This window comes from Micromonospora humida (genome assembly GCF_016901255.1).
In the GTDB taxonomy this organism is placed as follows: Bacteria; Actinomycetota; Actinomycetes; order Mycobacteriales; family Micromonosporaceae; genus Micromonospora; species Micromonospora wenchangensis.
In genome coordinates, this window is the sequence record NZ_JAFEUC010000008.1 from 284,783 (window position 1) to 308,247 (window position 23,465).

Below are 23,465 nucleotides of genomic sequence, written 5' to 3' on the forward strand. Positions count from 1 at the left end.
TGTCGAGGGGCAGATAGCGATCGAGGCCGGCCGGGCGGCGCGCACGCCTGACCCGTCGGCCTCTTTTCCCGTCGAGTACGGGGGTTTAGTGTGGGGACGGGGGAGGGCAACCCCCGTCCCCACCTGTGTTGCACACACGCACGCTCGAATTGGCGTCCGGCCGTGCGTGTCGCGCGGGAGCCGGGCCACGCGAGTGGCTCTGGTTCCACCTCCCTCCGTGATGGTGGGGTGTGGCTGGCGACGGTGTCCGGGCTGGCCCGTCGTCAGCCGTTCGGGCTGAACCCCGTGGTCGGGCGACCACGGTTGTGACCTTCACTTGTTGCATCTCCGTCGATGGAAGCGCTCCCATCGGCGATGCTGCGACTGTAACGCCCGTCACGGCTTTGTGAAAGCCCCTAAACGAGATCGAAACATCGACCTGCGTTTCGACAGAGGTAGTTGTCGTGGGAGCGCTTCCATGGCACACTGTCGAATCAACGCAGCGGAGCCAGACACGCGCGAGTGATGGGTCGCCGAGGGCATCCGGGTCTCCCGGACGGCACCCGAAGGAACGGCACGACGGCCTGAGCCGTACCCCGTCCCTGCCCCGGCCCACCGGCCGGACCGACCACCATTCCGGCACCTCCGTCCCCCCGCGCACCCCTGTAGCAGCGCGTGGAGGTGCCCCCGCCGGGGCCCGCAGCCCCGGCCCGGTCCGAGGAGACACCGCGCACATGAGACTCATGGCAAGACGTCGCCGCACGGCGATGCTCGCCGCCACCGCACTCGCCATCGGCGGGGTGGGCCTGCCGGCCAGCGCGGCCCAGGCCGCGCCGGCCTGCGACGTGGTCTACGCCACCAACGACTGGGGCAGCGGCTTCACCGCGAACGTCACCATCAAGAACCTGGGCGACGCGCTCAGCAGCTGGTCGCTCAAGTGGACCTTCCCGAACAGCAGCCAGCGGGTCACCCAGGGCTGGTCGGCGAAGTGGAGCCAGAGCGGCAGCGAGGTCACCGCGACCAACGAGTCCTACAACGGCAACATCGCGACCGGCGGCTCCACCACCATCGGGTTCAACGGCTCCTACTCGGGCAGCAACCCGAAGCCGACGTCGTTCACCCTCAACGGCACCCCGTGCAACGGCACCCCGGCCAACCAGCCGCCGACGGTCACCCTCGGCGTGCCCACCGGCCCGTTCACCGCGCCGGCCGACGTGCCGCTGACCGCCACCGCCAGCGACCCGGACGGGACGATCAGCAAGGTCGAGTTCTACCGCAACGGCCTGCTGGTCAACACCGACACCTCCGCGCCGTACGCGTACACGCTGACCTCGCTGCCGTCCGGCAACTACACGGTCCAGGCCAAGGCGTACGACAACGCCAACGGCATCGGCGTGTCGGAGAAGTCGTTCACCGTCAGCCCCGCCACCGGCCCGGCGCTGGTCGCCACGCCCTCCGCGGTGAGCGTCAACGAGGGTGGCAGCAGCACCTTCAACCTCAAGCTCAGCGCCGCGCCCTCGGGCAACGTGCCGGTCGCCATCACCCGTGCCGGTGACACCGACATCACGGTCTCGCCGGCCAGCGTCACGCTGACCCCGAGCAACTGGAACACCGGGGTCACCGTCACGGTCGCCGCGGCTGAGGACGCCGACACCGCCGGTGGCACCGCCACCATCACCGCGGCCGGCACCGGGGTCTCCTCGGTGGTGGTCACCGCCACCGAGATCGACAACGACACCCCCGGTGGCGACAACGCCTACGTGGCGAAGTTCCTCGACCAGTACGGCAAGATCAAGAACTCGGGCTACTTCAGCCCCGAGGGTGTGCCGTACCACTCGATCGAGACGCTGATCGTCGAGGCCCCCGACCACGGCCACGAGACCACCTCCGAGGCGTTCAGCTACTGGCTGTGGCTGGAGGCCTACTACGGCCGGGTGACCCAGAACTGGGCGCCGTTCAACAACGCCTGGACGGTGATGGAGAAGTACATCATCCCGTCGCACGCCGACCAGCCCACCGCGGGCGTCGCCGGCACCCCGCAGTACGCCGCCGAGTACAACCTGCCCAGCCAGTACCCGTCGGCGCTGAACGCCAGCGTCCCGGTCGGCCAGGACCCGCTGCGCTCGGAGCTGCAGTCCACCTACGGCACCGGCGACATCTACGGCATGCACTGGCTGATGGACGTCGACAACACCTACGGCTTCGGCCGCTGCGGTGACGGCACCACCAAGCCGGCGTACATCAACACCTTCCAGCGTGGCACGCAGGAGTCGGTGTGGGAGACCATCCCGCAGCCGTCCTGCGACACCTTCAAGCACGGCGGCCAGTACGGCTACCTCGACCTGTTCGTCAAGGACTCGGGTGCCCCGGCCAAGCAGTGGAAGTACACCAACGCCCCGGACGCCGACGCCCGCGCCGTGCAGGCCGCGTACTGGGCGCTGACCTGGGCCAAGGCGCAGGGCAAGCAGGCCGACGTCGCGGCCACCGTGGCCAAGGCCGCCAAGATGGGCGACTACCTGCGGTACGCGATGTACGACAAGTACTTCAAGAAGATCGGCAACTGCGTCGGGGCCAGCACCTGCCCCGCCGGCACCGGCAAGGACTCGGCGCACTACCTGCTGTCCTGGTACTACGCCTGGGGCGGCGCGTACGACGCCAGCGCGGGCTGGTCCTGGCGGATCGGTTCCAGCCACAGCCACTTCGGTTACCAGAACCCGTTCGCGGCCTGGGCGATGACCAACGTGAACGAGCTCAAGCCGAAGTCCCCGACCGCGGTCGGCGACTGGCAGAAGAGCCTCGACCGGCAGCTGGAGTTCTACACCTGGCTCCAGTCCGCCGAGGGCGGCATCGCCGGTGGCGCCACCAACAGCTGGGACGGTAGCTACGCCCAGCCGCCGGCCGGCACCGCCACCTTCTACGGCATGTACTACGACGTCGACCCGGTCTACAACGACCCGCCGTCGAACCAGTGGTTCGGTATGCAGGTCTGGTCGATGCAGCGCATCGCCGAGCTGTACCTGGAGACCGGCAACACCAAGGCCAAGGCGCTGCTCGACAAGTGGGTGCCGTGGGCGATCGCCAACACCAAGCTGGGCACCAACTGGGCGGTTCCGTCCGAGCTGAAGTGGACGGGCCAGCCCGCCAACTGGAACCCGAGCAGCCCGGCGTCCAACACCGGCCTGCACGTCGAGGTCAGCTCCACGGGCCAGGACGTCGGCGTCACCGGCTCCCTCGCCCGGACCCTGATCGCGTACGCGGCGAAGTCCGGCAACACGCAGGCGAAGACCACCGCCAAGGGTCTGCTGGACGCGCTCTCGGCGGCCAGCGACAGCAAGGGTGTGTCGACGACCGAGACCCGCGGCGACTACAAGCGGTTCGACGACGTCTACAACGCCGCCGACGGTCAGGGCCTCTACGTGCCGCCGGGCTGGACCGGGAAGATGCCGAACGGTGACACCATCGCCGCCGGCAAGAGCTTCCTGGACATCCGGTCGTTCTACAAGAACGACCCGGACTGGCCGAAGGTCGACGCGTACCTCAAGGGCGGCCCCGAGCCGACCTTCAACTACCACCGGTTCTGGGCCCAGTCCGACATCGCCATGGCGTACGCGGACTACGGGATGCTCTTCCCGAACGGGTGAGTTGACCCTGCCGGGTGGGTGGCGCGGCGCCACCCACCCGGAGGCCGACCGGGCCCGGGGGAGCGGACAGCCCGGTCGGCGGGCGGCCTGATTCCCACGGTCAGGCCGGGGGTGGGTCGACCGTCCGGCCGACGCAGCGGAGCGGCCGGCCCACCCCGCCATCCCCCCTTTCCGCCCCGGCGGGAAAGCGGTGAAAAAAGAGCGCGCGCGGGATAACGCGACGCCCTATGACGGAGTACCGTGTTGATCGGAGAGGCCGCTCCCCCCGTGGCGGCCTCTCCTTCAACGTCTGTGCCCCGGCGCCCCGGCGCCCCGGCGCCCCGGCGCCCCGCGCCCCGCGCCCCACGTCGGCAACGGGCGGTCCCGGCTCACCCGGGTTGCACCGGGTGCCGCAGCCCCGGATGACCGGCCGGCAGCGACCGGCGGATCACCACCCAGCTCACCGTCAGCGCCGCCGCCACCAGCGGCCAGGTCAACGCCACCCGGGCCACGGTCAACGCGACCACCTGCCCGCCCAGCCACAGCGGCAGGAACACCGCCACCCGCAGCACGTAGGTGGCCGCCCACACCCAGCTGCCCCGCCCGTAGGCCCGCAACAGCGCCGGGTCGCGCCGCCACCGCCCCCGCTGCCGCAGCGCCGCCCCGACGACCACGCCGAGCAGCGGCCGGCGTACCACGATGCTCACCATCCAGACCAGCGCGCTGGCGAGGTTCGAGAAGACCTGCACCGCGAAGAAGTCGGCCGCCCGGCCGGTGCGCAGCGCCACCACGGCGGCCAGGCACACGGCCAGCAGCCCGATCAGCACCGCCCGGGGGCGGTCCCCGCGCCGCCACCGCCACAGCGCCACCGCCGTGCCGGCCAGCACCGCCACCGCCACCCCGCCGACGACCGACCGTCCGGTCGCCAGCCAGCCGACGGTGAACGCCACCGGCGGCAGGGTCGCGTCGATCGCGCCACCGCGCCCACCGAGCAGACCGGCCAACGACTCCACCGGGTCCGGTGGCCTGGCGTCCGCGGGCTGCCCGGGCGCCGGCTGCGGGGCCGGCCCGTGCGGTGTCGGCGGGGTGCCGTCCGGCGGCTGCCGGGTCGGTCGTCCGTGTTGTGGTGTGCCGGTCACCGTCACCTCCCGTGGTCCCGTGTCAAGGTATCCGGACCGTCCCGGTGGGCCCACGCGCGACGTGCCGCGCGTGCCGCTACGGTGTGCGGGTGCGTGCGACGGCAAGGGGTTGGACCGCGGTCTGGTTGGTCGTGCTGGCATTGGCCCAGACGGCGGCCTTTCTGCTGGTGTGGCGGTTCGCCGTGCACACCGGGACCGGGCAGTGGCTCGACACCGTCGCGTTGACCGGCAACCGGATCGGCCAGGACCGCATCGACGGTCTGGTCAACCGGATCCTCAACGCCATGTCGGTGGTCTCCCTGCTGGCGGCCATGGTGGTGATCTTCTTCATCGCCCTGATCCGGGGCCGCAAGGCGCTCGCCATCTCGGCCACCCTGTTGATCGCCGGGGCGAACGTCACCACCCAGGTGCTCAAGTACGTCATCGACCGGCCCGCGCTCGGCATCGACCCGCAACGCGACGCGGTCGGCAACAGCCTGCCCAGTGGACACACAACCATCGCCGCCTCGGTGGCGCTGGCGCTGATCCTGGTGCTGCCGGCGAAGGTGCGCGTGCTCGGGGCGTTCCTCGGCGCCGCGTACGCCGCGGTCGCCGGGGTGGCCACCCTCTCCGCCGGCTGGCACCGGCCCAGCGACGCGGTCGCCGCCTTCCTGGTGGTCGGGGTGTGGGCGGCGCTGGCCGGCCTGCTGCTGCTGGTGTTCCAGCACGAGCAGGCGCAGGTCGCTCCCGACGACGCCCACAAGGTGGCCGCCAGTGTGCTCGGCATCGGTGGCCTGCTCGCCGTCCTCGGCTGCGGGTTGGCCCTGTCCGGCCTGCTCGACCAGCAGCAGACGCCGGTGGACGAGCTGACCCGCCGCACCCTGTTCATCGGGTACGCCGGCAGCGCCGCCGGGATCGCCGGCACCATGGGGGTGGTGGCGGCGCTGGTGCTGCTTTCCGTGCACCGCCTGGTACCCCGTTGGAAGGGCTGACCGGAGGCCGGGGTCGGCACCTGGTGCCCCTGGCCGGTACGGCGTTCCGTGCCGAGTGCGTCCGGCTGGCCGTGGTCCTGGCCACGCTGACCGACGCGGACCTGGACCGGCCCACCCCGTGCCCGCCCTGGGCGGTCCGGGACCTCGTCGCCCACGTCCGCACGGGTGCCGGACGCCTGGTCGACATGCTCGCCGCGCCCGCGCCGCCGCGCGCCGAGGTGGACGCCGCCGGCTACTTCGGCCCGGCGAAGTTCACCCCGCAGGTCGACGCCGACCGGATCGCCGACGCCCGACGGGCGGCCCGCGGTCCTGCCACCCCGACCGGGTCCACGGAGGCGGCGGCGACCGCGGCGGCCTTCACCGCCGCCTGGCGGGCGACCGACGCGGCGGTGCGGACGCAGCCGGCTGACCGGGTCGTCCGCACCCGCCACGGTGACCCGATGACGGTGCACGAGTTCCTGGTGACCCGCGTGGTGGAGGTCGGCGTGCACGGGCTCGACCTGGCGGTGGCGCTGCACCGCGGGCCGTGGCTCACCCCCGCCGCCGCGCGGGTCGTCGCCGACCTGTTCACCGGGGGACGTCCGGTTCCGGACGGGCTCGGCTGGGACCGCCTCACCCTGGTCCGCAAGACCACCGGCCGCGCCCCGCTCACTCCCGCCGAGCGGCGGATCATCACCGCGCACCCCTGGCCCCACCTGTCCCTCACCACCCAGCGCTGACCCCCCAACCCCACCCCCCCACCGCGCCCGGTGATCAAGAGGTTTGCGCGCGGTGATCGAGAGGTTCGCGTCAGCTTGATGATCAGACTTGACGCAAACCTCTTGATCACCGGACTCAGGCGGGCGGGCTGATCACGGGGCGGGGGGTGGGGCGGGGGTTAGAGGGGTGGGGTGGCCGGTTCCGGGGGGTGACCCCGGGCCCGGCGGGCGTCGGCTGCGGCGACCCCGCCGAGCACCAGCGCGGCCACCGTGGCGGAGACCAGCGGCACCACGTGCAGCAGCAGCGGGAAGAGCACGACCAGCAGCGCCGCCGCGAGCCACCGCGACGGCGACACGCGGCCGAAGACCTCGTACTCGAAGCGGGCGCGGGCGAGCAGGAACAGCACCGGACCGCCCACCAGCAGCACCACCCACGCCGCCTCCGGGGAGGTGAGCGGATGCTCGATGGTCAGCTCGTACCCGATCGCCGTGCCGACCAGCCCCACCACCATCGCCAGGTGGGTGTCCGCCGCCGAGCGGCCGGTGTCCGACGGGTGCCGGGACCGCACCACCGCCTCGGCGAGCACCTGCCCGGCCCGCTGCACGTAGATCCGCCACAGCAGCACCGAGGTCACCAGCGCCACCGCGAACGCGCCGGTCCGGGCCGGATCGAACGGGCCCGTGCTGTACGCCAGCCCTCCCACCAGGATCGTCTCGCCCAACGCGACCAGGAAGAACTGCTGGTACCGCTCGGCCAGGTGCTCCCCGGCGACGTCCCAGCGGCTCGCCCTCGACCGGCCCAGCCCCGGCACCGGCCACCCGAACCGGGCGGCCAGGTACTCCACGACCAGCGCCAACGCCCAGAGCAGCCCCCGGGGGGTGGGCGACAGGAACGCCCCGGTCAGCCAGAGCACCCCGGTCGCGCCGAAGGTGATCAGCATGCGCAGCTTGAGCCGCCGGTACTCGTGGCTGCCGAGGGCCAGCAGCAGCAGACCCGGGCGGGACACCTGCGTCACCACGTACGCCACCGCGAACGCCAGGCCGGTGGAGGTGAATGCGCGGGGGATCGCCACCCCCATCACCATGCTGCCGACCAGGGCGGTGATCACCACGAGCTGGAGCCAGCTGTGGTGCGGGTCGTACCGGCTGGTCGTCCACGCGGTGCCCTGCCAGACGGCCCAGAGCGCGAGCAGCAGCAGCAGCGTCTTGACGCCCCCGGTGACCGGGGACCAGCCGGTGGTGCCGCCGGGTTCCAGGGCCAGGTCCTCGAAGGCGCGGAACGAGATCCGGGTGAGCGCGAAGACGTACACCAGGTCGAAGAAGAGTTCCAGGAACGTGGCCCGCTGGGCCGTTCCGGTACGCCGCAGCGGGGCGGCCCCGTCGCCGCCCGTCATGCTCGTCGGCAGTCGCCGTCGGCCCGGCCCACCAGGGGTTCGTAACATCCCGGGCGGCACCGGCGGCGGGTATCGCCGAATCCACCCCGGTTCCGGCCTTGTTCCGGCCGGGGCGAGCGGGCACGATCGACCGGATGACGAACCGATGGGGCTTCACCGTGCCGCTGACCGGCGTCCCGCTCGCCGAGCACGCCGCCGGCTACGCGGCCCTGGCGGAGGCGGGTTTCACCGACCTGTGGTCGTCGGAGGTCAACGGCACCGACGCGTTCACCCCGCTGGCGCTGGCCGCCGCCTGGCAACCCGGGCTGCGGCTGGGCACCGCGATCACCCCCGTCTTCACCCGGGGGCCGGGCCTGCTGGCGATGAGCGCGGCGGCGCTGGCCGAGGCCGCCCCGGGCCGGTTCGCCCTCGGCATCGGCGCGTCGTCCCCGGTGGTGGTGGGGGACTGGAACGGCGTGCCGTACACCGAGCCGTTCCGGCGCACCCGCGACCTGCTGCGGTTCCTGCGGCCGGCGCTGCGGGGCGAGACGGTCGACGGGGCGTTCGACACGTTCCGGGTGCGTCGGTTCACCCTGGAACGCCCGCCGGCCAGCCCACCACCGGTGCTGCTGGCTGCCCTGCGCCCGGGGATGCTGCGGCTGGCCGCCGCCGAGGCCGACGGGGTGATCCTCAACTGGCTGGCCGCCGACGACGTCGCGCAGGCCCTCGCCGAGCTGACCGGGCGCGGCCCCGGCTTCGAGGTGGTCGCCCGGATCTTCGTCTGCCCCACCGAGGACGCCGGCTACGCCCGTACCCTCGGCCGGCGGCTGATCACCAGCTACCTCACCGTCCCCGCGTACGCCGAGTTCCACCGCTGGCTGGGGCGGGAGGACGTGCTCGGCCCGGTCTGGGCGGCCTGGGCGGCAGGTGACCGGCGGGCCGCCGCCGCGGCCGTGCCCGACGAGGTGGTCGACGCGCTGATCCTGCACGGCTCGCCCGAGCGCTGCCGCGACCAGGTCCGCCGCTACGCCGACGCGGGCGTGGACGTGCCGGTGCTGGCCCTGCTGCCCACCCCGGAGGTGGCCGCCGGTGGGGCCGCCGCGCTCGGCGAGCTGATCAGCCGGCTGGGCCCGCCGTCGGCGGTGGACGCCGGACGGCCGGCGGAACGGGGCTGAGATGAACCTGACCGACCGGGTGGTGGTGATCACCGGGGGAGCGGGTGGCATCGGCGCGGCGCTGGCCCGCCGGTTCGCCGCCGAGGGGGCCGCCGCCGTCGTCCTGGCCGATCTCGACGCCCACGCGACGGCCGCCGTCGCCGAGTCGGTCGGCCCGGTCGCCCGGGGGGTCGCCGTCGACGCCGCCGACGAGGGCCAGGTCCGCGACCTGGTCGCCGACACCGAGCGACGGTACGGCCGGATCGACCTGTTCTGCGCCAACGCGGGGGTGGCCACCGGCTCCGGCATCGACGCCCCCGACGCCGACTGGGACCGTGCCTGGCGGGTCAACGTGCTCGCCCACGTGTACGCCGCCCGCGCCGTGCTGCCCGGCATGCTGGCCCGGGGCGGCGGCCACCTGATGCACACCTGCTCGGCGGCCGGGGTGCTCACCGCGGTCGGCGACGCCCCGTACACCGCCACCAAACACGCGGCGGTCGGGCTGGCCGAGTGGCTGGCGATCACCTACCGGGACCAGGGCATCCGGGTCAGCGCGCTGTGCCCGCAGGGGGTGGACACCCCGATGCTCGCCGACGGGCTGGCCACCGGCCACCTGGCCGCCCGGGTGATCGCCGCCTCCGGCCCGGTGCTCACCGGCGACCAGGTCGCCGACGCCGCGGTCGCCGGGCTCGCCGAGGAGCGTTTCCTCATCCTGCCCCACCCCGAGGTCGCCGGGTACGCGCTGCGCCGCGCCGAGGACCCGGACGGCTGGCAGGCCGGCCTGCGCAAACTGGTCCGCCGACTACGCGCCGCCGGTCCACCCCCCGCGTAACCGGCCCCGTCCCGGCACTCCACAGTGCTCCGGTTCCGCGCCGTGGGCCGGTCAGCGGGGCCAGCGCAGCGGGCCGGGATGGACCGACCAGAGCAGCCGCCGCCAGCCGGGGCGGGCCGCCCGCAGCGCCGTCGCGTAGGCGACGGCGATGTCCCCGGCCCGGTCGGCCTGGGCGTCGGTCAGCGTGCCGGGGGCGAAGGCCGCCTGGTTGAGCAGCCCGGCCAACTCGGTCAGCCCCGGGTCCCCGGCGCGGGCGGTGTCCGGGACGGGAGGGGAACCCGCGGCGCGGGCGGTGTCCTCGGCGAGGGCGTGCCCGGCCCGGTCGGCGACCTCGGTGGCGGACAGGTCCCCGCCGACCGGCCGTCCCGACAGCCGCAGCGCGTCGGTGGTGTGCCGCCACGCGCCGCCGACCCGGGTCCCCGGGTCACCCCGGCCCAACCGGGCGCGGGTCTGCGCCCGACGACGCCAGGCCAGCACCCCGAGGGCCACCCCGGGCAGCAGCAACCCGCCGGCACCGGCACCCAGCAGTAACGGCGTCCGCCCGCCGCGCTCCCCGGTGGTGGTCCGGCCCGGTGCGGCCACCGCCGGCGGGGTGGCCGACGGGGTTGCGGTCGGCTCGGGCACCTCCGACGGCGGCGGGCTCGGCGGGGCCGGCCGGAAGTCGTCCTCCACCGGCCGGGGCGCGGTGTCCGGGCGGGGCCGGGGGTCGAACGGCACCCACCCCACCCCGGCGAAGAGCACCTCCGGCCAGGCGTACGCGTCGGCGGCCCGCACCGGCCCGTCACCCCGGGCGGTGAACCCCACCACCACCCGGGTCGGCAGGCCGGTCAACCGGCCCAGCACCGCGAAGGCGGCGGCGAACTGCTCCGAGGTGCCCCGCTGGCCGCCGCCACCGCGCGGCCCGAACAGGAAGAACTCCAGGTTCGGGTACGCGTGCCCGCTCGGCGCGTCCGCCACCAGCCGGTAGTGCTCGGCGAGGAACTGCTCCACCGCCGCCGCCCGCGCGTACGGGGCGCCGTTCTCCTCGGCCAGGTGGGTGGCGAGCCGGCGCAACCGTTCCGGCGTCCCGTCGGGTACCCGCAGTACCCGGGCCACCTGCGCCCCGGCGGGTACATCGGCGGTGGCGAGCAGGTTCGCGTCCAGCCGTTCCCGCGCCGAGGTGACCGTGTACGTCAACCCCGGGGTCAGCCCCTCCGGCCGGATCAACGTGCCGCTCTGCGGGTCGTACGCCACCCGGGCCCCGTCGACGGTGCGGGGGGTGGCCACCGCGGGCAGCAGCCGGCCGGTCAACCCGGCCACGGTGATCTCCTGCCGGACGGTGTCCGCCGCCTGCGGGTCACCGCCGGGCAGGACCCGACCGGCGGTGCGGTAGGTCGCCCCGACCCGCCAGGTCACCCCGTCGTAGTCGCTGAGCACGGCCAGCCGGATCGTGGTCGGCCCGTCGCCCGGGGCCCGCGTCGACACGTCCAGCAGCTCCTGCTGCGGCTCCAACGCCCAGCCGGAGATCCGGATCAGCGGGTTCTCGTCCAACGACTCCACCCGGGGCGGCGGCACGTAGCGGCGCGGGTCGACCGGCCGGTCGTCGATCCGGCCGGCGAGGGCCGGCCCGAGCAGCGCCGCCGACCCGACCACCACCGCCACCCCGGCGGCGGAGACCACCGTCGCCCGGACCCGCACCGGGCCGCGAACGGCCGGCGGCAGCCCGGCGACCGGGTCGTCACCCGGCGTCCGGCCGGCGGCCAGGGCGAGCGCGACCAGCCCGGCGAAGACCACCGACGCCCCGACCGCCGGTGGGGCGTTCGGGCCGACGACGTAGACGGCACCGGCGTACGACGCGGTGGCCGGGAGGAAACCGAGCAGTACCCGGCCGGCCCGCAGCGCCACCTCGGCACCGGCCAGCCCGGCCAACCAGGCGGCCACCACCGGCACCAGCACCGTGTCCGGGGCTGGTTCGACCGGGATCATCGCGGTGAGCAGCCGGGGCACCGCGTTGGCGGCGGCGTCGGCCGCCACGTCCAGGAAGCCGCCCGGCAGGTCGGCGTGTGCGGCGGCGAGCCGCACCGACCAGGCCGTCGCGCCGAGCATGGCGGCCACCGACAGCGGCGCCACCTGCCAGGACGGCAACCGGCGGGCGGCCACGCTGACCAGCACCGCCCCCAGGGCCGCGCCGCACACCAGGCGGGTCAGCAGGTCACCGGCGTACACCCGGTCGAGCGCCACGCCGGCCAGGGCGATGGCGGCGACGAGCGTCGCCGGCACCACGGCCGCCCGCAGCACCCGCACGACGGCCCGGCCCGGCCCACCGCCGGCCGGGCCACCCGCCCGCGCCCGGTCCGGTCGGGCGGCATCAGGCCTTTCGGTCACCGTCACCATCGGCCGGTCGCGTCCCACGCGGCGGCGAACGCCGCGCCGTCGACCGCGTCGAGCACCACCGGCCCGGCCGCCGTCGGCGTCGGCCCGACCGCCCCCAACACCCCCACCACCACCGACGGGTACGCCCCACGCAGCGCGCCGACCCGCCCCACGTCGTCGCGGCCACCGGGGCCGGTGAGGAAGACCAGCGTGTCGCCCGGCCGGTCGGCGCGCAGCCGGGTCAGGGTCGCGTCCAGCGCCGCACCGTCGCGGTCCCCCGTCGTCGCGCCGACGGGCTGCCGGCCCGGCAAGTCGGTCAGGGTCACCGCGGCGAGCCGGTCCAGCGGCGGGTCGGCCGTCCGGTCGTCGGCCGGACACACCAGCAGCAGCACCACCGGCAGGTCCTGCCGGAACGCGGCCACCACCAGCGACGCCGCCGCCTCGCAGGCCGCCTCGAACGACGCGGCCACCCCGCCGGACCGGTCCGGGTGGGCGGCGGCCCGGTTGTCCAGCAGTACCACGATCCGGGGCAGGCTGGTGTCCACGTTCTCCCGCACCATCAGCTCACCCACCCGGGCACTGGTCCGCCAGTGCACCCGACGCAGCTCGTCGCCGACCACGTACTCCCGCAACGCGTCGAAGGTGATCGACCCGTGCGGCACCCCGTCGACCCGCCCGTCGAGGCTGCGTCCCGCCCCGGTCGGCACCGCCGTCAACGGGTGCACCCGGGGATGCACCCGGACCACCGCCGTCGGCCCGTACGCGCGGGTCGCGGCGTACAGGCCCAGCGGGTCGCGGCGGGTCACCCGCAGCGGCCCCACCGGCAGCACCCCGCGTCGACGGGTCGGCACGTCGTAGGAGAGGCCGGTGTCCCGGCCGGGACGCAGCCGCACCACCGGCACCGGCACCGGCCGGCCCGCGCACCGGTCCTCGGCCAGCAGGCTGCCCACCCGCAGCCGCCCGGCGTTGCGGACGGTCAGCGCCATCCGGGCCGGCTCGCCCACCGCCACCCGGTCCGGGTCGGCGGTGCGGGACACCACCAGCCGGGGCGTGCGGGCCGCCACCAGCACCGCCTGCCCGACCGCCACCGCGCCCGCCGCCCCCAGCACGGCCAACTCCGGGTACGCGAACCGCAACCCCGCGCCGAGCAACGCGGTCGCGGCGACGAGCAGCCCGGTACCCCGGGCGGTGAGCCCCACGCCCGGCCCGCTCAGCCGTGCGTCGGGGTCGACTGGCCCGACGGCAGCGGCACCGGCACCGACGCCACCGCCTGCCGCAGCACGTCGGCGGCGGTCACCCCGCGCACCTGCGCGTCGGCGGTGAGCAGCAGCCGGTGGGCGAAGACCGGTTCGACGAGCGCCTTCAGGTCCTCCGGCATGATCCAACCCCGGCCGTCGATCAACGCGTACGCGCAGGCCGCCCGGGTCAACGCGATCACCCCACGGGGGCTGACCCCCACCCGGACCTGCGGATGCGCCCGGGTGGCCGTGGCCAGCCGGACGGCGTACCCGTAGAGGGGTTCGGCGATGTGCACCCGGCGGGCCATCCGGACCATCTCCCCGACGGTGGCCGTGTCGGTGACCGGTTGCAGCGAGTCGGGGGAGCGGACCGTCGCCCCGCGCAGCACCTCCACCTCGACCGCCTCGTCCGGGTACCCCACCGACAGCTTCACCAGGAACCGGTCCAGCTGCGCCTCGGGCAGCCGGTACGTGCCGTCCATCTCCACCGGGTTCTGCGTGGCGACCACCAGGAACGGCTGCGGCACCGGGTGCCGGACCCCGTCCACCGTGACCGTCCGCTCCTCCATCACCTCCAGCAGCGCCGACTGGGTCTTCGGGGAGGCCCGGTTGATCTCGTCGGCGATGACGATGTTGGCGAACACCGGCCCCGGATGGAACTCGAAGCCCCGGCTGGCCTGGTTGAAGATCGTCACCCCGGAGACGTCCGAGGGGAGCAGGTCCGGGGTGAACTGGATCCGCCGCCACTGGCCCTGCACGGTCGCCGCCACCGCCCGTGCCAGGGTGGTCTTACCCACCCCCGGCACGTCCTCCAGCAGCACGTGCCCCTGGGCGAACAGGGCGGTCAACGCCAACCGCACCACCTCCGGCTTGCCCAGCACGACCGCGTTGACGTTCCCGGCCAGCCGGGCGGCCAGGGCGGCGAAACCCTGGACCTCCGACTGGCTCAGCGGTGCGGGGGTGTCGTTCACGACGGCGGGATGCTCCTCGGCTGCGGCGGCGCTGGTCAGCAGGTGGGCAGCACGGCGATGTCGTCACCGCCGGCCAGGTTGAGCCAGGCCCAGGGGATGTAGTTGCGTCCCTCGTAGTCGACCCGGACCCACCAGGTGGACTGCTTCTGGTCGTTGTAGATCCACGAGTCGACGTTCTCGCCCTGCCGCCGACAGTACGCCCGCAGCCGGGTGCCCGGCTTCGCCCAACCGACCTGTTTGTCGTTGTCCTGCCGGGGCACCGAGAACACCTCGTTGCCGTTGCGACCGTCCACATCGCGGTCGCAGTAGGTGCGCTGGTCGCCGTCCGGCCCGTTGACGCAGGTCGCCACCCCGTACAGCGGATCGGTGCCCTGCGCCCGGGTGGCGGTGCCCCGACCGGCGGCGTTGACGGCCGTCACCGTCACCGTGTAGGCGGTGCCCGGGGTCAGACCGGTCACCCGCAGGCTGGCGCAGCTACCCGTGGCGCTCTTCCCGCCGGTGGCGGCGGTGCAGGTCGACTCCCCACCCCCGGCGTCCACGGTGAACGTCACCGTCACCGACGTCGCGTCCGCCGACGACCCGGTCAGCGTCACCCGGGGCGCGGCCACCGTCCGGGCGGTGACGCTCGCCTCCGGCCCCGACCCGGCCTCGTTGACCGCCCGCACCCGCACCAGCACGTTCTGCCCGTCGCCCAGCCCGGTGACCGTCGTCGCGGTGCCGGTCACCTCGCTGGTCCGCCCGCCCACGTCCACCTGGTAGCGGCTCACCGGGCGGCCGTTCGCCGCCGCCGCCGACCACTGCACCGCGACCGTGCCCGCCCGGTCGGCCACCGTCGCCGCCCGCAGGCCCGCCGGCTGCCCCGGAGCGGCGAACGGCACCACCGGCTCACTCAGCGGGGAGGCCACCGAGGCGGCCCCCCGGTCGCTGACCGCGACCACCGTGAACGCGTACTGGGTGCCGTAGGTCAACTCACCGGCCGGCACCACCAGCTCGGTGCGACGCGACTCGCCGACCGGGGCGTTCGCCCCGGCCGAGGTGGCGGTCACCGCGTACCGGGCGATCCGGTTGCCCTGCCCGTCGGCCGCCGGCCAGCGCACCAGCACCGTGCCGTCGGGGCGGGCCTGCGCGCTGACCCCGGCCGGTGGGGCCGGCACCGCCGAGGTCGGGGTCACCGGGTTGCTGCGCCGCGCCGGACCGTCGCCCCTGCCGTTCACCGCGTACACCGTGAACGTGTACGTCGACCCGTTGGTCAGCCCGGTGACCTCCAGCGACCGCTGGTTCGCCCCCACCTCGTGCCGACTCCCCGCGCCCTGCACCACGTACCGCAGCACGGCCGCACCGTTCGCGGCGGCCGGTCGCCAGGCGACCCGGGCCCGCGCGTCCCCGGCGGTGGCGGTGACCTGACCCGGTGCGCCGGGCTTACCCACCCGGGGCTTCGGCGGCGGAGGCGGCGGGGGCGGGTCCGGCGGCGGGTCCCCGCCCAACACGTCGTTGGCGTACTTGTCGACGGTGCGCACCCGGTGCGCGTCGTCGACCACCCGGGCGGTGGCCGAACCCGGGGCGTTGATGAACAGGTGGTTCTCCCGCACCTCCAGCTCCAGCGGGCCGGTCGTGCGGCCCGGCCGGATCGTCTCCACCAACTGCCCGGCCCCGTCGAACGCGTAGATCGTGCCGGTGACCCCGTCGGCGCAGTAGAACCGGCCGGCCCAGGCCACGGCCGGCCCGACCCGGTCGCCGCTGCCCGGCACGACGAACCGGGTGACCACCCGGCCGTCGTCGACGGCGAGCACCCGCCGTTCCCCGCCGATCGTCACCGGCACCACCGGGCCGCTGGTCCGCGCCGGCACCGCGCCACCCGCGGCGGCCTCCAGCACCGCACGCCGGGTCTGTCCGCCCCGGACCGTCACCAGCGTGCCCGTGGTGCGGTCCAGCACCGCCACCCCGTCGTCCAGGGTGGACAGCGTCAACTCGTGACTCGGCTCGGCCACCGGATGCGTCTGCACCCGTCGGGGACCCCCGACGTCGGTCGTCCCCGACGCCGGCCCGGACGGCAGCGCGGCGGCGGTGACCGCCGCGACGGTGCCCTCCGACGGCACCGCGATCCACAACCGGCCCCGACCGTCGAACGCGCCGGCCGTGATGCCCGGCGGGAACAGCACCGGGTCACCCACCGGCACCAGCGAACGGGGATCGAGCTGACGCACCACGCCGCGCACCGCGTCCACCACGAAGGCGGCGTCGTCGTGCAGCACCACGTTGACCCCGAGACCGGGCGTGGTGGGGGTGGTCGCGGTGATCTGGAGGGTCGCCAGGTCCAGCGCGCTCACCTGGCCGGTCTCCAGGTCGCGCAGGATGAGCAGCCGGTCGGTCTGGGTGACCTGCACCGGATGCTGCCGGGCCCCGGGAACCTCCTTGCGGGTGTCCACCCTGGCGGTGATCCCGTTGACCCGGGCCAACTCGCCCCGGGTGCTGCTCCACAGCCAACTGCTGGCATCGAAGCTGGCCAGCGCCTCCTCGGCGGCACCCCGACCCAGCAGGGTGAGGCCCAACGCCGCCACCAGCGCGGTCACCGTGCCGACCGTGACCAGCCCACCCCGCAACCGGGACCGTCGGCGGGACGCGCCGTCCCCGGCGCTCGCGGCATCGTCGATGCTGGCCACAGCGGGTCGACCTCCGTCCGGTGGCCTCAGACGGCGTGCCGGGTGCCGGACGCCCTCGCCTGAACCGTGGCACATCATAGGGGTCGATCCGGGACGAGGAAACCCGGACCGTTCCGCCGCGGACACCCAGCGTGCCGGTTCGGTGGGGTGTCCTGCCGTCGCGGCGCAGGCCGGAGCGCTCGGTCAGTCGTCCCGCCCGGCCGCCCCTGGCCGGCCGTCGCGCTCAGCTGCTCGGCGACGGCCGGACCCGGTCGGTGCAGACCTGGCCGGAGGTGGCGAACGAGTCCGTCGAGTAGACCGCCAGCACGGTGAAGCAGTAGTCCACCTCGGCGTTCAGCCCGTTGACCGTGAAACTCGTCTGTCCCGGGTCGACGGTCGCCATCACCCCGAGCGCCCGACCCGTGCGTCCACCCGCGACCATGAACGGCACCGAGCCGCCGCTCGGGTCGGACCAGGTGACCGTGATGGTGGCCTCGTCGTCCCGCAACTTCAGGTCGGCCGGGGGCGGACCGGCCGTCTGCCGGGGGGCGGTGCCGGTCGACCGCTGCGGCCCGTCCGCGTCCCGCCCCAGGGTCAGCGCCCCGACCGTGCCCCCGGCGACCAGCACCAGGATCACCCCCGCCACCACGGCCACCGTCCGGCCCCGGCGGCGCGCACGCCCGTCCTGCACCGGGTACGACGGCGCAAGCTCCGGATATCCCGCCCCCTCCACCACCGGCGGTACGCCCCGGTCGGTGCCACGCTCCCCGCCCCCTGGGCCGGCTGCCCCGGGGACCGGTCCGGGCCCCACCGCTGCCTGTGGCGCGGCCTCCGTGGGTGCCCGCAGCGCGGGCTCGTGGGCGGCGGTGGGTGCCCTGAACTCGTGGGTCCTGTCCGGTGCCGGTGATCCGACGCCCGGTCCCGGTGCCGGCGGGTGCCCCGCATCCGGCGGTGACCCGGGGGCCCGCCCCGGATCCGAGGGCCATCCCGGGGTCCGGCCCGCCGTCGGTGGCCATCCGGAGTCCTGCGCCACCACCGGCGGTGATCCGGCGGTCCGTCCCGGGTACGGCGGCGGGCCGGTGGTCTGTTCGGTGGCTGCCGGCGGCTCGGTCATCGGTACCAGCGGCATGATGATCGACCGACCCGGTGCGACGTCGCCCCACGTCGGGTCGTCGGCGGGAGCCTCGTCGTCCCCGCCCGCGTCGCCGACCGTTCCGGTGGGGCCGGCGGTCCACGCCGGGACGGGCGGGTTCCCGGGGTCCCCGCCAGGTGGGGCGTCGAGCGGTGCAATGGTCACCGCCAGATGCCCGGTCGGCTGGTCGACATCTCCGGAGGCTGCGGGCGTCGGTGGCGGGACGGCTGTCTGCCCTGTCGTCGGTGCTGCTGCCGCCGGGATCGTCGTAGCCGCCGGCGGTGCGGCTGCCGACGGGGCGCTCGGAGGCAGCTCCGGCGGGACGGCGGACGACGGGGGCGCCGCTGGTACCGCCTGCGGTGGTGCGGGGTACGCCTGCGACGCTGCGGAGGCCGTCGGGCGATCGGCGGGTGCGGCCAGGGCGGGCGGCGGAGCGGATTCGAAGGCGGACCCGGCCGTGGACGCGGGACCAGCGGTGTCCCCGGACGCTGGGGCGGGAACCGGGTCGGCCGTACCGCCAGGTGCCGTGGTGGGTGCCGGGTCGGCGGCGGTATCGCCGGACGTCGCCCCGGGTACCGCGTCGGCCGGGTCGGCGGAGGACGCTGCGGGTGCCGTGCCGCCGGATGCGGTAGCCGCCGGGGTTCGGGCGGGGTCCGGCTGCTGGTCCTCCAGCAGGGGGCCGATCTGCTGGACCCGTACCGTCGGCCGGTCCCAGCCCGGCGCGGGTGGGGTCGCAGCCGGGCCCGGTGCGGGCGGGACTGCGGGAATCGCCGCCGTACCGGGCACGGCCGGTGGTGCGGGAGTCGGCGCGTCGGCGGGTGCCGTGCCCGGTGCGGCACCGTCAGCGGGCGGGGCGGCGGTGGGGAGGGGGTGTACCGGACCGGCCTCACCCGGCGCGGGCGCAAGGGCGGTCGGCTGCCCGTGCCGGATGGGCGCGCCGTCCGCCGGCCCGCTCGGCTGGCCGGGACCGGCGGGCGGCACGGTGGGGATCGGCACCGGACGCCCGTGCTGGGCCGGCGGACCGGACGGCACCCCGGCCGACGGTGCGGGGTGCGGTGCGGCCGGGGGAGCAGCCGACCGGCCGGGTGCTCCCGGCGGGACGGCATCGTCCGGCGAAACCGGCGAGACAGCGGAGGGCTGCTGGAGGTGGGGCGGCGCCCAGGGCGAGGTGGGTGGTGCGCCACCGGAGACCGGAGCGGGTGACGCCGGGTGCCGCTGCGCCGGGGCGGCATCCGGTGCCGGTGCAGCGGCGGGCGGTGGGCCCGGCGATGACGCCGGCGGCCCGGAGTGCGGTGCGGTGGAGGCCGGACGGGGCCGGGGCGCGCCGGGCCGGTGGGTGGGCTGGACGCCGTACATCTGCCGGGGCAGTGGCACCCGGGGCTCGACGTCCGCAGCCGGGCCGGCCGGTGCGGGGCGGGCCGGTGCGGGGCCCGGTCGTGGTGCCGACGGGCGAACCGGCTGGCCCGGAGGGGGCGCATGGGCGGCCGGCACCGGTGGGCCGGGTGCGGCGGGGGCGGGAGGCGCGGAGACAGGGTGGGGCGACGGCGGGCCCGACCCGGGCCGGGGCGTCGGAAGGGGGCGGTGCCCCCGGTGGGGGGCCGTCGGGGCGTGGTCGGGCGGGGTCTGCGGGGGAGTCGGCAACGGGGGAGCAGTCGCGGCGCCGGGGGACGGCGACGGTGGCTGGCCGTCGGGGATCCCGAGGTACTGACGGGCGGCGCGTACGGCGGGATGCTGCTCGCCGAGCGCGGCGGGCCCGGCGGTGGCCACCCGGGTGTAGTTGCGGCGGGCCTCGTGCCGGTTGCCCAGTTCCTCGGCGACCCCGGCCAGGTCGAAGGCCAGGGCCAGCATCAACGGGTCGGCCGGGTTCCACCGCCGCTCACCGGCCGCGTACGCCTCCTCCAGCACCCGCCGGGCAGCGGCCGGATCGTCGGCCTCCCGGTGCAGCCTCGCGAGCAGGTGCGCGGTGCCCATGATCTCCGGGTGGTCCTCACCGTACGCGGGACGGGCCGAGGCGATCGTGTCGGTGAGCAACCGGCGGGCCGCCGACAGATCACCGGCGGAACGCAGGGCGAGAGCCCGATGCTGGACTGCGGCGAGGGGTGAGGGTACGGACACGCAAGCAATGCTGCCGCCTGAGCGGGTCCGGACGCTACCCGCCCGCTCCAGCCGCGTCCTGACCTGCGATGATCCGGCTCCCGCCAGTAGGGCGGGCGGCGATGTGCATGATCCATACGGGCCGTGTACAGTAATGCCCCGTGCGGCCCACCAGGGCGGCTGACCGGGGGTGAGAGCCGCCGGAGCCGACACGGTAGGCTGGACGGGCAGGTCCGGGTGGCGGAATGGCAGACGCGCTAGCTTGAGGTGCTAGTGCCCGTATAGGGCGTGGGGGTTCAAGTCCCCCCTCGGACACGAGTACGTTTCATCTGTGCACCGTATGACGTAGTGGTGGTCAAGTATGCTTGACCACCGCCGAAGCCTCTACGACACAGCCGCCGGCGCTGCCCCTCGTGGTAGGTCCCCCGGAGCGAGAGCTGCGACAACACACGCCAGCTCGGCTGTCATCCCCGCTGTGGCCCTGCCTGGTCAGCAGATCAGCGCACGTGGTGCTCCTGGTTCTCCTGTCGCAGCGATGAGGCGATCTCCGCTACCGCTTCCAACCCTCGCAGCCACTCGCAGTCGCCTGGCTGTCTACGGGCTGGTCACGCTGAACGCGCACGGCCGGATCGCCGATCGGTCGGCGATGAGGGTGCTCCAGTGGGTGCCCGGACTGCGATTGAGCATCAGAGAGCGCCACGGGTTGATTGTGGTATCCGCAGATCCGCAAGGCGTCTTCAAGGTGGCCAAGGAAGGTCATGTCCGGCTGCCGGCGGTGGTTCGCCAGTGGTGCGGCCTCGCCGCCGGTGACCGCGTGTTGATCGTGGCGGAACCGGCCAGCGGACGGCTGGTAGTTCACCCGCCGGCGAAGCTCGACGAGCTGATCGCCCATGCTCACGATGCGGTTTTCGGGGGCGGACATGAGTGACGCTGCGGCGAATCGTGCTGAGTTGGACGCGGCGCGGCTGCTGCTCGCTCGGATGGGCATCTCGCCTGCTGATCTGTTGGGTGCTGCGGTGGCTCGTCCTCCGTCGCCGACCTTTGCCGAGTATGTTCCGGTGGTGGCGGCTGCGGTCACCGCGGGTACGCGGCGTGCCTACGGGTCCTATTGGAACCGGGTGGTGAAGCACTGGGGGACGCGGAGGCTGGACGAGCCGACACCCTCGGAGGTTGAGCAGTTGGCGGAGTACGTCAAGACGCATGTGGTGGCTCGGCGGAATGCCCGTGGCGGTCGCAGCGCGGCGGAGCATCTGATTGCGGCCCTTCGGTGTCTGTACAAGAGGGCGGTCGCTGACGGCTTTATCGCGGCGTCGGACAATCCTGCGTTGAAGGTGGCGAAGCCGCGACGGTTGCCGAGCACACGGCGGGCGGTGGCGGACGCCCGGCTGGCCGAGATCAACGAGGTTGCAGGTAGCACAGGCGACGATCCGGCGCTCGACACCCTGCTCTTGCGGTTGCATACCGAGACGGCGTGCCGGCGCGGCGGGGCGCTGGCGCTTCGCCCGGCTGACCTGGATCCGGAGCAGTGTTTGATTCTGCTTCGGGAGAAGGGAGACTCGATGCGTTGGCAGCCGGTTTCTCCCACGCTGATGAGGTATCTACAGCGGCATGCGGAGGAGCGGGGTGCGACGGAGACGGGGCCGCTGCTGCGCTACCGCAACGGTCAGCCTCTCACGTATCGGCGGTATGACCATCTGTGGGTACGCATCGGCGAGCACCTGCCGTGGGTGTACGTGCAGCAGATCAGCACTCACTGGCTGCGTCACACCACCTTGACCTGGGTGGAACGGAACTTCGGCTACGCCATCGCACGCGCCTACGCCGGTCACTCGGAAGGCGGTGGTGATGCCGGTACCACAGCCACCTATGTGCGGGCGACGTTGCAAGAGATCGCCGCCGCCCTGTCGGCGCTTACCAACGAGCCACATCCTCTGAGCTAGCCGTCGGGTGGGACCTGGTCCTACGAGGCTGGGTCCCACCGATGCCACGGTTACCGTGGCCACGTCCGCGCCCAGGCAGCAGCGGAGACCGACCGGGACGGCTGGTGAAACACCCACACCGTCACGAGCGGGCCCGCCACGTGTACCGGCTGCAACGGAGACCGGTCCGAACGGCCGGTAAAACCTGCGGTCCAGGGGCACTGCCGGGGTGTTCCACGGCCAGCTGCAACGGAGACCGACCGGGGCGGCCGGTGAAACGTGCGGGTCCGCATCCAGCAGTACGGGTGGATGGACCCGCTGCAACGGAGACCGACCGGGACGGCCGGTGAAACGCTTCCTGCGCGGCTACGAGGAGCCGGGCCTGTACGAGCTACAACGGAGACCGACCGGGGCGGCCGGTGAAACATGTGCCGCCCATCCACGATGTTGCCGAGTGGATCTACACGCTGCAACGGAGACCGACCGGGACGGCCGGTGAAACCGGATCGCGAACCCTCGCGCCGAGCGGTCCGTCTACACGCTGCTGCAACGGAGACCGACCGGGACGGCCGGTGAAACGCCAGGGGGCGCACCGCCAGAGCGAACGCCGTCCGGTGGCTGCAACGGAGACCGACCGGGACGGCCGGTGAAACCGCAGGACCCGCAGCACGCCGGTGACGGATACGGACCCGCTGCAACGGAGACTGACCGGGACGGCCGGTGAAACCGTGGGCATCGGGTCCGGCTTCGCCATCGCCTGCGCCGGGCTGCAACGGAGACCGACCGGGACGGCCGGTGAAACACTTCTGCACCGACTCCATCCCGGCGCTGATCCCAGCGATGCTGCAACGGAGACCGACCGGGACGGCCGGTGAAACTCCAGACCGAGACTGCCGATCGCCACCAGCGCGGTGAGCTGCAACGGAGACCGACCGGGACAGCCGGTGAAACCGTCTCCGGCAGCTGCCACAGCGCCGCCGGATCCATCGTGCTGCAACGGAGACCGACCGGGACGGCCGGTGAAACCCACCCCAGGCCCTGCGCATGTCGTCGTGGCCGTAGCTGCAACGGAGACCGACCGGGACGGCCGGTGAAACCGTGGGCATCGGGTCCGGCTTCGCCATCGCCTGCGCCGGGCTGCAACGGAGACCGACCGGGACGGCCGGTGTAAACCAGCACCTCCAGCGCGATAAGCGTCAACGCGCCGACGGCGCTGCAACGGAGACCGACCGGGACGGCCGGTGAAACATGCTGCACTGGCGGTGACCTGCTCTTTTGCGTCCGAAAGCTGCAACGGAGACCGACCGGGACGGCCGGTGAAACTCGCAGCGCGGCCGACCGCCGTGGGCGATGA

Annotated in this window: 14 protein-coding genes, 1 tRNA gene, 1 pseudogene and 1 CRISPR repeat array (1 of these 17 cut by a window edge); of the genes and pseudogenes, 8 read left to right on the top strand and 8 right to left on the bottom strand. The window is 74.3% G+C overall.

The features are described 5' to 3' along the window. The first annotated feature begins 722 nt into the window (after window positions 1-722). A complete protein-coding gene (locus JQX11_RS18480; protein ID WP_204926248.1) occupies window positions 723-3,620 on the top strand; it encodes a glycoside hydrolase family 48 protein in 2,898 nt (965 codons plus the stop codon). A gap of 368 nt (window positions 3,621-3,988) precedes the next feature. Here JQX11_RS18480 and JQX11_RS18485 read toward each other — a convergent pair whose 3' ends face one another. Continuing rightward, window positions 3,989-4,594 (bottom strand): DUF3159 domain-containing protein, encoded by a 606-nt coding sequence (locus tag JQX11_RS18485; RefSeq protein WP_204926249.1) that lies wholly within the window; start codon window positions 4,592-4,594, stop codon window positions 3,989-3,991. A 227-nt stretch (window positions 4,595-4,821) separates the two neighbouring features. Here JQX11_RS18485 and JQX11_RS18490 point away from each other — a divergent pair, with 227 nt between their 5' ends. Together JQX11_RS18490 and JQX11_RS18495 are read left to right on the top strand one after the other, a co-directional pair. After that, window positions 4,822-5,709 carry a phosphatase PAP2 family protein gene (locus JQX11_RS18490; RefSeq protein WP_204926195.1) on the top strand — a complete coding sequence of 296 codons (888 nt, stop codon included), beginning with the start codon at window positions 4,822-4,824 and terminating at the stop codon, window positions 5,707-5,709. Next, window positions 5,697-6,428: a maleylpyruvate isomerase N-terminal domain-containing protein gene (locus JQX11_RS18495; RefSeq protein ID WP_232378088.1), complete on the top strand. Its 732-nt coding sequence runs from the start codon at window positions 5,697-5,699 to the stop codon at window positions 6,426-6,428. Before JQX11_RS18490 ends, JQX11_RS18495 begins: the two co-directional genes overlap by 13 nt. Before the next feature lie 158 nt (window positions 6,429-6,586). Here JQX11_RS18495 and JQX11_RS18500 read toward each other — a convergent pair whose 3' ends face one another. After that, complete coding sequence (locus JQX11_RS18500) at window positions 6,587-7,801, bottom strand: low temperature requirement protein A (RefSeq protein WP_204926196.1); 1,215 nt, start codon at window positions 7,799-7,801, stop codon at window positions 6,587-6,589. A gap of 134 nt (window positions 7,802-7,935) precedes the next feature. On the opposite strand from JQX11_RS18500, the gene JQX11_RS18505 reads away from it, so the two are divergent. After that, window positions 7,936-8,955: an LLM class F420-dependent oxidoreductase gene (locus tag JQX11_RS18505; RefSeq protein ID WP_204926197.1), complete on the top strand. Its 1,020-nt coding sequence runs from the start codon at window positions 7,936-7,938 to the stop codon at window positions 8,953-8,955. A 1-nt stretch (window position 8,956) separates the two neighbouring features. Continuing rightward, a complete protein-coding gene (locus JQX11_RS18510; protein WP_204926198.1) occupies window positions 8,957-9,766 on the top strand; it encodes an SDR family oxidoreductase in 810 nt (269 codons plus the stop codon). Window positions 9,767-9,817: 51 nt separating this feature from the next. On the opposite strand, the gene JQX11_RS18515 is transcribed toward JQX11_RS18510, so the two are convergent. The 6 genes and pseudogenes from JQX11_RS18515 to JQX11_RS33695 all read right to left on the bottom strand — a co-directional run. Further along, entirely contained in the window at window positions 9,818-12,157 is a 2,340-nt protein-coding gene (locus tag JQX11_RS18515) for a transglutaminase TgpA family protein (protein WP_372444607.1), read from the bottom strand. Beyond that, a complete protein-coding gene (locus tag JQX11_RS18520; RefSeq protein WP_204926200.1) occupies window positions 12,133-13,317 on the bottom strand; it encodes a DUF58 domain-containing protein in 1,185 nt (394 codons plus the stop codon). Before JQX11_RS18520 ends, JQX11_RS18515 begins: the two co-directional genes overlap by 25 nt. A gap of 11 nt (window positions 13,318-13,328) precedes the next feature. Further along, on the bottom strand, window positions 13,329-14,327 hold the full coding sequence (locus JQX11_RS18525) for an AAA family ATPase (protein ID WP_204926201.1): 999 nt from the start codon (window positions 14,325-14,327) through the stop codon (window positions 13,329-13,331). A 35-nt stretch (window positions 14,328-14,362) separates the two neighbouring features. Next, window positions 14,363-16,987 (bottom strand): fibronectin type III domain-containing protein, encoded by a 2,625-nt coding sequence (locus JQX11_RS18530; protein ID WP_372444608.1) that lies wholly within the window; start codon window positions 16,985-16,987, stop codon window positions 14,363-14,365. Window positions 16,988-17,210: 223 nt separating this feature from the next. Beyond that, on the bottom strand, window positions 17,211-17,657 hold the full coding sequence (locus tag JQX11_RS18535) for a fibronectin type III domain-containing protein (protein WP_232378160.1): 447 nt from the start codon (window positions 17,655-17,657) through the stop codon (window positions 17,211-17,213). A gap of 2,070 nt (window positions 17,658-19,727) precedes the next feature. After that, a pseudogene (locus tag JQX11_RS33695) lies at window positions 19,728-20,213 on the bottom strand (tetratricopeptide repeat protein); the annotation flags it as partial. Window positions 20,214-20,423: 210 nt separating this feature from the next. Here JQX11_RS33695 and JQX11_RS18545 point away from each other — a divergent pair. The 3 genes from JQX11_RS18545 to JQX11_RS18555 all read left to right on the top strand — a co-directional run bounded on the left by JQX11_RS18545 (window position 20,424) and on the right by JQX11_RS18555 (window position 22,132). Next, window positions 20,424-20,507 (top strand) — tRNA-Leu (locus JQX11_RS18545). Window positions 20,508-20,871: 364 nt separating this feature from the next. Next, complete coding sequence (locus JQX11_RS18550) at window positions 20,872-21,120, top strand: AbrB/MazE/SpoVT family DNA-binding domain-containing protein (protein ID WP_232378089.1); 249 nt, start codon at window positions 20,872-20,874, stop codon at window positions 21,118-21,120. Beyond that, window positions 21,113-22,132 (top strand): tyrosine-type recombinase/integrase, encoded by a 1,020-nt coding sequence (locus JQX11_RS18555; RefSeq protein WP_232378090.1) that lies wholly within the window; start codon window positions 21,113-21,115, stop codon window positions 22,130-22,132. Before JQX11_RS18550 ends, JQX11_RS18555 begins: the two co-directional genes overlap by 8 nt. A 75-nt stretch (window positions 22,133-22,207) precedes the next feature. Next, window positions 22,208-23,465: direct repeats of the CRISPR family, unit length 36 nt; unit sequence GCTGCAACGGAGACCGACCGGGACGGCCGGTGAAAC; it runs 1,070 nt beyond the window's last position.